The 12817-nt window shown below is 47.3% G+C and carries 12 protein-coding genes and 1 tRNA gene; 8 read left to right on the plus strand and 5 right to left on the minus strand.

The window, feature by feature from the left end:
• Positions 1-13 precede the first annotated feature (13 nt).
• On the plus strand, positions 14-499 hold the full coding sequence (locus tag ICN15_RS03515; protein WP_216201256.1) for an isoprenylcysteine carboxylmethyltransferase family protein: 486 nt from the start codon (positions 14-16) through the stop codon (positions 497-499).
• A gap of 28 nt (positions 500-527) precedes the next feature.
• Positions 528-980 (plus strand): OsmC family protein, encoded by a 453-nt coding sequence (locus ICN15_RS03520; RefSeq protein ID WP_216201257.1) that lies wholly within the window; start codon positions 528-530, stop codon positions 978-980.
• A 75-nt stretch (positions 981-1055) separates the two neighbouring features.
• Here the strand turns inward: ICN15_RS03520 and lysS are convergent, their stop codons facing one another.
• The 4 genes from lysS to ICN15_RS03540 all read right to left on the minus strand — a co-directional run bounded on the left by lysS (position 1056) and on the right by ICN15_RS03540 (position 6516).
• Positions 1056-2612 (minus strand): lysine--tRNA ligase, encoded by a 1557-nt coding sequence (gene lysS / locus ICN15_RS03525; protein ID WP_216201258.1) that lies wholly within the window; start codon positions 2610-2612, stop codon positions 1056-1058.
• Between the two features lie 34 nt (positions 2613-2646).
• Positions 2647-3751, minus strand: a protein-coding gene (prfB, locus tag ICN15_RS03530) for a peptide chain release factor 2 (RefSeq protein ID WP_216201259.1) whose coding sequence is annotated in 2 segments (ribosomal slippage) — positions 2647-3669 and positions 3671-3751 — 1104 coding nt in all. Because the reading frame shifts where the segments join, the coding sequence is not laid out codon by codon here.
• A 63-nt stretch (positions 3752-3814) separates the two neighbouring features.
• A complete protein-coding gene (gene recJ / locus ICN15_RS03535) occupies positions 3815-5560 on the minus strand; it encodes a single-stranded-DNA-specific exonuclease RecJ (protein WP_216201260.1) in 1746 nt (581 codons plus the stop codon).
• Positions 5557-6516, minus strand: a complete 960-nt coding sequence (locus ICN15_RS03540) for a hypothetical protein (protein ID WP_255532847.1) — start codon at positions 6514-6516, stop codon at positions 5557-5559. Before ICN15_RS03540 ends, recJ begins: the two co-directional genes overlap by 4 nt.
• 70 nt (positions 6517-6586) lie before the next feature.
• Here ICN15_RS03540 and ICN15_RS03545 point away from each other — a divergent pair, with 70 nt between their 5' ends.
• The 6 genes from ICN15_RS03545 to ICN15_RS03570 are packed head-to-tail and all read left to right on the plus strand — an operon-like array spanning position 6587 to position 12542.
• Positions 6587-7846, plus strand: coding sequence for a lipoprotein-releasing ABC transporter permease subunit (locus tag ICN15_RS03545; protein WP_216201529.1), 1260 nt, complete (start codon positions 6587-6589; stop codon positions 7844-7846).
• Positions 7839-8549 carry an ABC transporter ATP-binding protein gene (locus tag ICN15_RS03550; protein WP_255532848.1) on the plus strand — a complete coding sequence of 237 codons (711 nt, stop codon included), beginning with the start codon at positions 7839-7841 and terminating at the stop codon, positions 8547-8549. The genes ICN15_RS03545 and ICN15_RS03550 overlap by 8 nt, the downstream gene beginning before the upstream one ends.
• The gene (locus ICN15_RS03555; RefSeq protein WP_216201262.1) at positions 8546-9418 is read left to right on the plus strand and encodes a TatD family hydrolase; all 873 of its coding nucleotides are present in this window, start codon (positions 8546-8548) and stop codon (positions 9416-9418) included. The genes ICN15_RS03550 and ICN15_RS03555 overlap by 4 nt, the downstream gene beginning before the upstream one ends.
• Positions 9419-9422: 4 nt before the next feature.
• Complete coding sequence (locus ICN15_RS03560; RefSeq protein WP_255532849.1) at positions 9423-11915, plus strand: DNA internalization-related competence protein ComEC/Rec2; 2493 nt, start codon at positions 9423-9425, stop codon at positions 11913-11915.
• A gap of 42 nt (positions 11916-11957) precedes the next feature.
• Positions 11958-12149 carry a type II toxin-antitoxin system HicA family toxin gene (locus tag ICN15_RS03565; protein WP_216201263.1) on the plus strand — a complete coding sequence of 64 codons (192 nt, stop codon included), beginning with the start codon at positions 11958-11960 and terminating at the stop codon, positions 12147-12149.
• Entirely contained in the window at positions 12150-12542 is a 393-nt protein-coding gene (locus tag ICN15_RS03570; RefSeq protein WP_216201264.1) for a type II toxin-antitoxin system HicB family antitoxin, read from the plus strand.
• A 165-nt stretch (positions 12543-12707) separates the two neighbouring features.
• Here the strand turns inward: ICN15_RS03570 and ICN15_RS03575 are convergent.
• Positions 12708-12784, minus strand: a tRNA-Met gene (locus ICN15_RS03575).
• Between the last annotated feature and the right edge of the window lie 33 nt (positions 12785-12817).

Raw genomic sequence — 12817 nt, forward strand, 5'->3', positions numbered from 1 at the left:
TTGAGACCTCAGAATGAATCCTGCATCCCGTCGATCTCTCTTTGACAGAGGCGCATGGTACGTTGTAGTTCAAGCCCTACTGATTGGCCTGATTCTGTTTGGGCCCCAAGGATTTCTTTTGGTGAGGGCGGAGCCCCTAAAAACTATCTTTCAATCGAGTGGCATTTCAATCGGCTTGCTAGCCTGTTTGATTGTGGTGATCTCTGCAATTAACCTAGGAAAAAATCTCACTCCTTTGCCTTGCCCAAGAGATGATGCGCAATTAGTTCAAGCTGGTCTATACGGCTTTGTTCGACATCCCATGTATTTTGGAGTCCTCTTAGCGGCCGTTGCATGGTTCCTCCTGCTTCCTGGCATGTTTATTTTGGCATACGTCATTTGCCTCTTTCTTTTGTTTGACCTAAAGGCAAGGCGGGAAGAGGTCTGGCTGGTTGAGCGCTTTCCAGAATATGGAGAGTATCAAGTCAATGTTAAAAAGTTAATTCCGGGCATCTATTAATATCTTGTTTTGAGACATTGGAGAATGTATGAGTGATACACCATCTGTAAGATTGGTTCAGCAAAGTGATTATCAATTTGCCATTTACTATAACGAAGAACGTGACCCTATCTATGGTGATGAGCCGCCTCCACTGGGTAAGTCACAAGGCGCCACACCCTCACAGTTCTTATTGGCTGGAGTAGCTAATTGCCTTTCGGATTCATTATTGTTTGCCATAAGAAAGTTTAAGCAAAATCCAGAGCCGATTGAAACTAAGGCCAGTTGTGAGATTGGTAGAAATACAGAAAATCGTTTGCGTATTTTGGCAATGGATGTGGAGCTCCGTATTGGAGTACCAGGCGCTACCCTAGAAAATCTTGAGCGGGTATTAGCTCAGTTTCAGGATTTCTGTACTGTTTCTGCCAGTGTGGGCTTAGGAATTCCTATCAATGTGACGGTAATCGATAGCGAGAATACGAAGCTATATCCAGCTAGCTGAGTTCTGTAAGCTCAATAAAAGAAAAAGCCGCAGACCTTATCCGCGGCTTTTGTATTTCTAAAGAGCTGAAGTCTTTTATTCTTCTTCCCGACGCAGATGGGGGAACAAAATCACATCACGAATATTAGGCACATCCGTTAGCAACATGACTAAGCGATCGATGCCAATGCCACAACCACCGGTGGGTGGCATGCCATATTCAAGAGCGCGGATAAAGTCATGGTCAAAGTACATTGCTTCTTCATCACCTGCTTCTTTTTGCTCCACCTGTTTTCGGAAGCGATTCGCTTGATCTTCTGCGTCATTGAGCTCAGAGAAGCCGTTAGCAATCTCACGGCCAGTGATAAACAATTCAAAGCGCTCGGTAATGCCAGGACGCGTATCGGATTCACGGGCAAGAGGACTGACTTCGATTGGGTAGTCAATGATGTAGGTTGGCTCCCAGAGATGCGCCTCAGCAACCAATTCAAATAAAGCCAATTGAAGTGCGCCAATGCCCGCATTTTTGAGGGTAGGCGAGTCTGGATTCTCGCCCCCTTTTTTCAATTCAGCACGAATGAATGCGATATCTTCCAATTGTGCAGCTTCATAGCTTTTATTGGACTGGCCGCAGTATTTGAGAATCGCCTCGGTGATCGTGAGCCGTTGAAAAGGTTTGCTGAGGTCGAGCTCACGACCTTGATGAGTCAGAACAGCGGTGCCCTGGGAATCTATTGCCGCAGCACGAATTAAATTCTCCGTGAAATCCATGAGCCAACGGTAGTCTGTGTAGGCTGCATAGAATTCCATCATTGTGAACTCTGGATTGTGACGTGGACTCACACCTTCATTACGGAAGTTACGGTTAATTTCAAAGACGCGCTCAAAACCACCTACCACTAAACGCTTGAGATACAACTCCGGCGCAATACGCATGAACATTTGCATGTCTAAAGCATTGTGATGCGTGATGAAGGGTTTAGCGGTTGCGCCACCAGGAATCGGATGGAGCATCGGAGTCTCCACTTCCATAAAGTCTGCATCCAGCATATGGCGACGTAAGGAGGCGATCGTATTACTGCGGGCTCTGAATGTATTGCGACTCTCTGGGTTCACAATCAGATCAACATAGCGTTGACGATATTTGGTTTCTAAATCAGAGAGACCATGGAATTTATCTGGCAGGGGGCGCAACGATTTGCTCAGTAAGCGCAGATTGCTACATTGTACTGAAAGCTCACCCTTATTGGTCTTAAATAAATTACCCTCAGCAGAAATAAAATCACCCATATCCCAATGCTTAAATGCACCATGGGTATCCACACTACTGATTTCATCGGTGATATAGAACTGAATTTGGCCGCTGCGATCCTGAATCGTTGCAAAACTCGCCTTACCCATTACCCGCTTAAGCACCATACGGCCAGCCACTTTGACGTGCACCTTCTTTTCGGCTAATTCTTCTTTAGTGAGGCTATCGAAATGAGCGTGTAAATCTACAGCTAAGTGGGTGGGTACAAAGTCATTCGGAAATGCCACGCCGTTTTCACGTAACTTGGCTAACTTTTCGCGGCGCTCTGCAATGATGTGATTTTCATCCACCGCTTCAGTTGTGGGGGTTTGGCTAGGGTTAGGATTGGATTGATCGTTCATGTAAATTATTTATAGCTGGAATAGGGGTAATGAATTAGACGCCTTGTTTTAGGCTTGCTTCAATAAACGCATCAAGATCACCGTCTAAAACCTTTTGAGTATTAGAGATCTCCACATTGGTACGCAAGTCTTTGATACGGCTCTGATCGAGAACATAGGAGCGGATCTGATGACCCCAGCCCACATCGGTTTTAGTGGCCTCTAATTTATCTTGCTCTACACGGCGTTTTTGCATTTCATGTTCATAGAGACGTGACTTCAGCATCGTCATGGCTTCAGCTCTATTGCGGTGCTGACTGCGATCGTTTTGACACTGCACCACAATGCCAGTTGGTAGGTGAGTTAAACGAACAGCTGAGTCGGTCTTATTAATATGCTGACCGCCCGCCCCAGAGGCGCGGTAAGTATCCGTACGAATATCCGCTGGATTGACATCAATCTCAATCGAATCATCAATCTCTGGATAGACATAGATACTGGCAAAGGAGGTATGACGGCCATTGGAAGAGTCAAAAGGGGACTTACGCACTAAGCGGTGCACACCAGTCTCCGAGCGGAGGTGGCCATAAGCATACTCACCATCGACTTTAATTGTGGCGCTCTTAATGCCGGCTACATCGCCATCGGATTCTTCGAGAATTTCTGTTTTATAGCCTTTGCGCTCACAATACTTGAGGTATTGCCGATAGAGCATACTGGCCCAATCACACGCTTCAGTACCACCGGCACCCGCTTGAATATCAATGAAGCAACTACAAGGATCCATCTCGTTGTGAAACATGCGACGGAACTCTAAGTCGCCAATGATCTTGCTGTAATTTTCGACATCGTGTTCGATCGCAGCAATGGTTTCAAAATCACTTTCTTCTTTAGCCATATCGAATAATTCGATGGCGCCAGTGATATTGGTATTTAAATCGGTGAGGGTAGCAACCACTCCATCCAGTAATTTCTTCTCTTTACCGAGGGCTTGCGCTTTTTTTTGATCGTCCCAGATAGTGGGATCTTCAAGAATTGAGTTAACTTCGGTGAGACGGCGTGACTTTACTTCGAAGTCAAAGATACCCCCGAAGTGCTTGCTCACGGGTGAGCAGATCGGAGAGGGTATTTGAAATGAGATTGAGTTGTTCGGCTTCCATCCCCTGATTATAAGGGGATGTTGTAGCTTAGTCCGCAGCTCAGCCTACAGCTCAGTCTGAAGCTCAACCCTCATCATGAGCCTCAATCATGAGCTGCACGCGAGCCTGTCCCTGAAAGCGGTCTGTCACCAGACGATAGGCCAGCTTAGCCTTGGCTGGTAAGGGCTGGGTCCGGTTAAACCAAACCCCAGTAAACGGTTTGCTAGCCAATTGACCTCCCCCGATGGGGCGAAGCTGTAAGCGCAGATGCTTTTCTTTCATGAGGCTTTGCTGGCCAATCTCAAATTCCCCATAAAAAATCGGCTGAGGAAAGCCTTGACCCCAGATTTCTTCGGCCAGCAGGTCGCCTGTCTCAGTAGTAAATTCCGATAAATCCAGAGCGCCATCATGAATGTGTTTTCGTTCAAGGAGCTCGTCGTTCAATAGCTCACTAGCAGCCTGCTGAAAGAGGATGTCAAACCGTTCAAAGTCGGATTTTCGGATGGAGAGTCCGGCAGCCATGGCATGACCGCCAAATTTCAGAATGAGGCCAGGCTCCCGTTTAGAAACGATATCCAACGCGTCTCTCAGATGAAAGCCGCTAATGGATCGGCCGGATCCCCTTAACTCTTCACCAGCGGCACCATCTGCAGGTGCAAAAACAATAGCAGGGCGATTAAAACGTTCTTTGAGGCGCGAGGCCACAATGCCGACCACACCTTGATGCCATTCTGGGTTCCAGAGACAGATACTGGAGCGTTCTGCCATAGTGCCAGCCAGTTGATCCTCTGCAAGATGCGCTAGTGCAGCTTCTTGCATGCCGCCCTCAATGACGCGGCGTTCACGGTTAATTCGATCGAGTTCATAAGCCAGCTCAATTGCCTCGTCTGGTTTATCGCTGAGCAATAGGCGGATGCCTAATGTCATATCCGCTAATCGTCCTGCAGCATTGAGTCTTGGTCCAATCGCAAAACCCAAGTCAAATGGCGTGGCTTTGCGAGGATCACGTACTGCCGCCTGAAAGAGTGCCTGAATACCCGCTTGTGAGACCCCAGTACGAATGCGTTTTAATCCGTTAGAGACTAAGATGCGATTATTGCGATCGAGTTGCGCTACATCGGCCACTGTACCCAATGCCACGAGATCTAAGAGATTCTCAATTTTGGGTTGCGTCTCGGCGGTAAATTTTCCACGCTTTCGAAGTTCTGCACGCAGTGCTACTAGTAAGTAGAACATCACACCCACACCTGCAAGCGCTTTGCTTGGAAAGCGACAACCGGGTTGATTGGGATTGACGATCGCGATCGCTTTGGGCAGTCGATCCCCAGGCAAGTGATGGTCAGTCACAATCACCTCCATACCTAATTCGCGAGCACGATCTACCCCAGCCTCGCTGGCAATGCCGTTATCTACCGTAATCAGATATTTAGGTTTAGGATTTTGCTGGGCCGCTAAATCGACAACCTCTGGGGTTAAGCCATAGCCCATCGTAAAGCGGTTGGGTACCAAGAATTGAATTGCTGTATCTGTGCCACCCAGCATTTTCAGACCACGCAGGGCAACTGCACAGGCGGTGGCGCCATCACAGTCGTAGTCGGCTACTACCAGCATCGGCTCTTTACGTTCCAGGATATCTGCTAGCAAGGTTGCGGTACTAATGCAGTTGTTGAGTTCTACTGGGGACAGTAGCTGCTTGAGATCGAGTGATAGCTCTTCTGGCTCATCAACACCACGTGCCGCAAATAATCTGGCGAGTAATGGATGAAGACCGCTTTGCTGTAACCAAGTAGCAGTGCGTTCAGAGAAGGGGCGTTGGGCAAATACACTCATGCTGAAATGATTTCCTGCCAAGTGAAGGGCTCTGACTTTTTCCAGAAGGCCCAGGATTTTTTATGCAAGTCCTTAGCAGAGAAAATCCGATGGCGAACTTGACCCTTTGGAAAGTCAATGATTTCAATTTCGGCTAAAGCTTGATTGAGTAAAGCCTTGCTTAATTCACCCCACACCTTTTTGGGGTGATCAATCCAAGCAAAGCCGTTTTCTAGACTTGAAAAATTGATTGATCCTTGATGACTTACCCCAATGTATTTGGCTAAACCCACTAACAAGGGATGGTCGCCATAAATATGAGTGATGTTCTGAAAGAGCATTGGTGGCTCAATCTCGTTTAACTTGCCAATGCCACTAATCCAAAGTGAATTGATGCTGGGGAAGCCACTTTGAGCACGCGCCTCATTGACTGGATCAATGTGCCACAGCATCTGAATTTCATTTTGAAGTTTGCGCCAGAGTTTGGCGATACCGAGCTCGCTGGTATCGCGCGGCATCCACCAATCGATATTGCGGCCATGCGCTTGATCAATAGAGTGTGTTGCTAAGCTAGAAAATGGCCCTGCTGGAATGAACCAATCACGCTGCCCTTGAAATAAGACTGTATGCCCAAAATCTTCTTCTATTAAGGGAAGTGCTACTCGAAGTAATGCCTTAGATTCTTCTACAGTCAGATCAATCTGACTTTGTGCCATCAAAATCAAGTGGTCTCTGGTGGCATGGAGGTGGACTGGCTGCAAGCAGGCAATCACTTGATCAGGGCTCAGAGGGAGGTCGCTTTGGCCCAATAAGAGGACTGGGGCAATCGGCAGATTTTCCCCCAAGAGGAAACGTTCTTGTGGGAGCCCACTTGGAGGGCTACCTTGTCCTGGGTTTGCATCCACTACATCTTCCCCCGATACCATGAGGGTAAAGCGGGATAGAGGGCGTGGTTGGGAGCTTGAATTGGCAGTCATTCCCCTGATTTTAGGTGGCATTTACACAATCCATCTATTTGTCCATGCGATTGTCTAAACTGTGGGTATGTTGAGACTTCCGATTGAGCTAGAAATTGGCCTGCGCTATACCCGATCCAAGCGTCGCAAGACGGTAGGGAAGCGTGATGGCTTCCTCTCGTTTATTTCTGGGATATCCACCGCAGGTATCGCTTTAGGGGTTGCCGCCTTAATTGTGGTCCTCTCAGTGATGAACGGCTTCCAGAAGGAAGTGCGTGATCGCATGTTGTCAGTTCTCTCCCATGTTGAAATTACCGCCCCAGACGGATTAGCCAATTGGGAGCCAGTTTCCCTGAAGGTAGCTGTCCAGCCCCACGTAGTCGGTGTAGCTCCGATGGTCAGTTCACAAGGTTTACTCAGTCGCGATAACGTCATGCGCGGTGTCTCCATTCGCGGAGTACTCCCGAGTGAAGAGGGCAAGGTTTCTGATTTGCCTAAACAATTTGTTGTGGGCAAGATTGAAGATCTCAAACCTGGCTCCTTTGGCGTTGCTTTGGGTGCGCAATTAGCCAACATGGTTGGAGCACGTGTAGGTGATCGCGTTAACCTCATCGTTCCTGAGAGCGATTTGACGCCAGCAGGTGCTATGCCCCGCATGCGAACACTGCAAGTGGTTGGCATTGTCGATAGCGGCCATTATGAATACGATAGCTCGCTTGCTATCTTGCATTGGAAAGATGCGGCTGCTTTACTGCGCTTACAAGACCCAAGCGGTTTACGCGTTAAATTAGATGACATGCAACGTGCACCGGAGATTGCTGCTGAGTTAGCCCAGGTAGTCCCACAAGCTCTCTGGGTTACGGATTGGTCACGCTCTAACCGCAATTGGTTTGCGGCTGTTCAAACGGAAAGAAAGATGATGTTCATCATCCTGACCTTGATTATTGCAGTAGCCGCTTTTAATTTAGTTTCCACTTTGGTCATGACCGTCAATGAGAAGCAGGCGGATATTGCTATCTTGAGAACGATGGGCGCGAGTCCTGGATTAATTCAGCGGATTTTCTTGGTACAGGGTTTGGCGATTGGTTTATTGGGCTCTTTAGCAGGGGTCGGTTTGGGTTTGCTAATTGCGCTTAATATCGATGTGATCGTTCCCGCAATTGAAGCCATCTTCCGCGTCCGCTTCTTGCCGCGCGACGTGTACTTTATTAGTGAGCTTCCTTCTGATGTGCGCCTATCCGATGTTGTGACGGTGGGTTTGATGGCGTTTGGTTTATCGGTATTGGCGACTCTGTATCCGAGTCGACGTGCCGCCCAAGTTCAGCCTGCGGAGGCATTGCGCTATGAGTGATTCAAAAAATGAATCCATGAGTTCGGTCATCCTGAGTGCAACAGGCCTTGCAAAGACCTACGGCAAAGGACCCACAGCAGTTAATGTCCTCATAGAAATTGATTTAGAGGTGAGCGCCTCCGAGAAAGTCGCCATCGTCGGCTCTTCCGGATCAGGCAAAAGCACCTTATTACATCTCTTGGGTGGTTTGGATACTCCGAGCGCAGGCACAGTCATGCTGGCTGGAGAAAATCTCCATCAACTCTCTGTTAGTAAATTAGATCAGCTGCGCAACCATAGTCTGGGATTCATTTACCAATTTCATCATCTTTTAGATGAATTTAGTGCGGTTGAGAATGTGGCATTACCTTTACGTATCCGTGGCTTAGGTAATGATGAAGCCATGGACCGAGCAAGTCAGATGCTCAATGCAGTGGGTTTATCTAAGCGAGTGCAACATACGCCAGGAGAGTTATCTGGCGGTGAGCGTCAACGCGTTGCAGTCGCCCGTGCACTAGTAGGCAATCCTACCTGCGTCTTAGCCGACGAGCCCACTGGCAATCTGGATACCGAGACAGCGGATGGGGTGTTTGACTTGATGTTAGATATTGCCCGCGATCAAGGCACTGCTTTTGTGATTGTGACTCATGATCCTATACGTGCTAAACGATGTGATCGGATTTTGCATTTAGAGCGTGGAGTATTGAAAAATTTTTCGCAATGAGCGAAGCCAGTGCAGACCTCGCTTGGGTAGATACTCACTGCCACCTTGATGCACCCGAGTTTGCAGATACGCTCCCTGAAATTATTGCAAACGCAGTAGACCGAGGAGTGAAAGCGATTCTGCTGCCTTCAGTCCAAGCCTCCGATTGGGATCAAGCTAGAAATTTAGCCGAACAATTTGCACAGCAAGTACCAGGCTTAGTCTATACATTGGGCATTCATCCTCTGTATATCAATCACGCTCAAGAGAGTGATATTGCTATTCTTAAAACTCAAATCCAGACTGCCTTAAGTGATCCCCGCTTCGTGGGCGTCGGTGAGATTGGCCTGGATTATTTTGTTGAAGGACTAGATCCTCAGCGTCAAGAATATTTCTTTCATACGCAGTTGGATTTGGCGGAGCAATTTCAATTACCAGTCATCCTGCACGTCCGCCGTTCACAAGACGCTATTTTGAAAGCCTTGCGCAAGCGAAAAGTTCCTGGCGGAATTGCCCATGCCTTCAATGGCAGTCATCAGCAGGCACATCAATTTATTGAGCTGGGTTTTAAGCTGGGATTTGGTGGCGCAGCAACCTATGACCGGGCTTTGCAGATTAGACGTCTCTTACAAGAGCTGCCGCTAGAAAGCATTGTTACTGAAACCGATGCGCCAGATATTCCTCCAGCTTGGCTCAAAGAAGAGGGTAGTCAAATGAACGAGCCTGCCTTGCTCCCCAGAATTGCCCAGCAATTAGCAGAAATTCGTGGTGTGAGTGAAGACGTATTTGCAAGTGCAGTGTGGCAAAATGCCATGCAAGCATTGCCACGTTGGTCAGCATTAGTGACTAGCAACTTTGGTCATCAGCCCAATCCCCTAAAAACCTCTTAAGCACTTGCGCATCAATATTGCGGCGTTCATCGCCGGGGGATCGCTTCTGCTATTTTTACCGGCAGTGCCAGAATATTGGCAATGGATATGTGGGCTGAGTATCGCCATTTACTTGTTTGGTTTCTTTATTAACCGTTCGCTAATTCGGTATCGCCATGGCAATAAGATATTGGGCGCGCTTTGTTGCTTGTCGCTAGGCTTTGCGTGGAATGCGCATTACGCCCAAAGTCGTCTAGGTAATATCTTATCCATTGAGTATGAAGGTAAAGAGTTAATGCTCGAGGGTAGGGTCAATGCTTTACCGCAAAGCGCCTCTGGTGGCGCCAAATTTTCTTTCGCAGTGGATCATGCACTTTTGCGTGGGCAAAAGCTGGAGTCGTTTCCTGAGCAGGTCTATTTAAGTTGGCAACCAGCGTGGCGTAATCCTCAGGATATTCCACAGATCGTTCCAGGACAGCGCTGGAAATTGATGGTCAAAATCAAGCGACCCTATGGTTCCTTGAACCCACACAATTTTGATTTTGAGCGGTGGTCTTTTCATCAAGACTTTGGTGCTAGCGGCTCTGTTAGATCAGGTGAGTTATTACTTGATAAAGAGATTGGCTGGACAGAGTTTTCTCTGGCTATGGAATATCAACGCTGGAAATTAAGAGAAAAGATTCGACACTTACTACCAAAGGATGCTCGCTATGGCGGTGTCATTGCCGCACTGGTGATGGGTGATCAAAATGCGATTGATCAAGAAGATTGGCGGGTATTTAATGCCACTGGTATTGGGCATTTAATTTCTATCTCAGGGCTCCATGTCACGATGCTGGCTGGGTTTGGTTCAATGGTTGCTGCTTTTTTATGGCGCCGTAATACTTTACCCATATTAATTCCTGTCAGTAAAGTGGCTGCAGCCGTTGGTTTTTTGACGGCATTTGTCTATGCCTGGTTAGCCGGTTTTCAGATTCCGGCACAGCGAACAATGTATATGGTGGGTGTAGTTGCTTTCGCATTATGGTCCGGCAGAAATCCCCGATCCTTTGATATTTGGTGGTGGGCTTTAGCGTTTGTACTGCTGATTGATCCAATGGCGCCATATACCCCTGGGTTCTGGTTATCGTTTGGAGCGGTTGCTGCAATCTTGTTTGCGATGCAAGATTCAGATGGCCTATTAGGAGTGCCGACTGGTAAAGAGTTGGAGGTGCATTGGCGACATCGACTTATTCAAGCATTACGTGAAGCCTGTCGTGTTCAGGCCGTTGTCACCATCGCACTTTTACCTCTTACCTTGTATTGGTTTTATCAGACATCAATCGTTTCGCCATTCGCCAATGCAATTGCGATTCCGGTAGTGAGCTATATCGTCACTCCTCTAGCCATCGCTGGCGCTTTACTCCCTGACTTTATTGGTAAGTGGTTATTGCTGCCTGCACATGCCACGATGGATTATTTAGCGATCATGCTCACTTGGATGGCGCAATGGAGATGGGCAATCGCTTGGTCTAGTCAGCCTGCTTGGTGGGCACTTGCCTTATCCGCTGTGGGCATTGTGATAGCGATTCGTCCCGGAGGGATTATGGAGAGCTGGGCATCCAGAGTTACCGGCCTAGCTTTATGTGCCACTGTTTTTATTCAGCCAATCCCCGACATCAATTTAGCGAAGGGTGAGTTCCGTGCGACGGTATTGGATATCGGTCAGGGTACTGCGGTCCTCATTGAAACCGCATCACGAAGATTGCTTTATGACACCGGCCCAATTCAAGGGAAAGACAATGCTGGTCAAAGAATTATTCTGCCGTATTTAAGGGGCAGGGGAATTGCTCATATTGATCGAATGGTCATCAGCCATAGTGACAGTGATCACATTGGCGGCGCAGCTACTTTATTGAAAGACATTTCATTTGATTCCATGATGGGGTCCTTACCGAGCACTAATCCCTTGCTAACTAATTTAAACAATAAACGGATACCCGCCATTCCCTGTCGCTTTGGCCAAGAGTGGAATTGGGATGGAGTGCGCTTTCATATTTGGCATCCCCATGAACACACTGTGTTTGAGGATCATCATCCCAGAAAACCTAATGAGGTTAGCTGCGTACTAGAGGTACGTAATCACACAACGTCATTCTGGCTTACTGGAGATGTAGAAAAGCAGGGTGAGGCTGAAATGACTGAGCGCTTAAACCCAGATACTCTCAATCATCTAAGAGGTAAGAATCTCATATTCATGGCACCACACCATGGCAGCAAAACCTCTTCCTCGCAGGCGCTGCTAACAGCCTTAAATCCAGATGAAGCCTTTGCACAAAACGGCTATCGCAACCGGTATGGTCATCCACACCCAACCGTCAGTGCTCGATATCAAAGCATGAACATCCCTTTTTATCAAACTCCCTCAACGGGTGCTCAGATATGGACTTTTTCAACTAAATCAGAGTCGCAGACTTCTGAGCCCCTATTTTGGCGACAACATGTTAAGCGCTTGTGGCACAGAGACGCTCATAATTAAACCAAAAAATGTGTATGGTGTGTATAATTTAAAAGGAGACGAATGCATAGTAAAAAATTAATTGAATTACTAAAGCAGGATGGGTGGGTATTAAGTAGGACCAAAGGCTCGCACCATATCTTTACCCATAAAACAAAGAGTGGACATATTTGTATTCCTCATCCAAAAAAAGATTTGGGACTAGGTTTGGTAGAAAAAATATTGAAATATGCTGATTTAAAGAAGGGGTCTTAAATGAAATATCCGATCGCCATTGAGCCGGGAAATGAAAAAAATGCATGGGGTGTAATCGTCCCAGATTTACCCGGTTGCTTTTCCGCAGCTGATAACGACTTAGATGAAGCTATCGAAAGAGCCAAAGAGGCTATAGAGCTCTGGATTGAGATGGCTCTGGATAGAGATCAAGCTATACCAAAGCCAAGTTCCTTAAGGGAATTACAAAAGCGAAAAGAGTTCAAAGGTTGGGTTTGGGCGATTGTGGAAATTGATCCAGCTTTGTTATCGGATGAGATAGAGCGCATCAACATCACTCTCCCAAGAAGAGTGTTGGCTAGATTAGATGCAAAAGCAAAAAGGGCCGGTGAAAACAGGTCTGCTTTTATTGCGCATTTAGCATTGACAGCTTGATGTGACAACTAAATCCTCAATAAGGAGGTTGTTGCTCAGGAAGCCTGCAAGGCTAAAAAATCTGGAATTCTGATAAATATGTAATGCTCTTCGATAAATTACAGTTCCAAGCACTAAAAAACAAAAAGGCTTCTGAGTCAATTGACCTAGAAGCCTTCTACTGTTTGGTTGCGGGGGCAGGATTTGAACCTACGACCTTCGGGTTATGAGCCCGACGAGCTGCCAGACTGCTCCACCCCGCGTCTGAGTCTTAGATACTACCATTTTTTAGCCCT

It is taken from the genome of Polynucleobacter sp. CS-Odin-A6 (genome assembly GCF_018882095.1).
Taxonomy (GTDB): domain Bacteria; phylum Pseudomonadota; class Gammaproteobacteria; order Burkholderiales; family Burkholderiaceae; genus Polynucleobacter.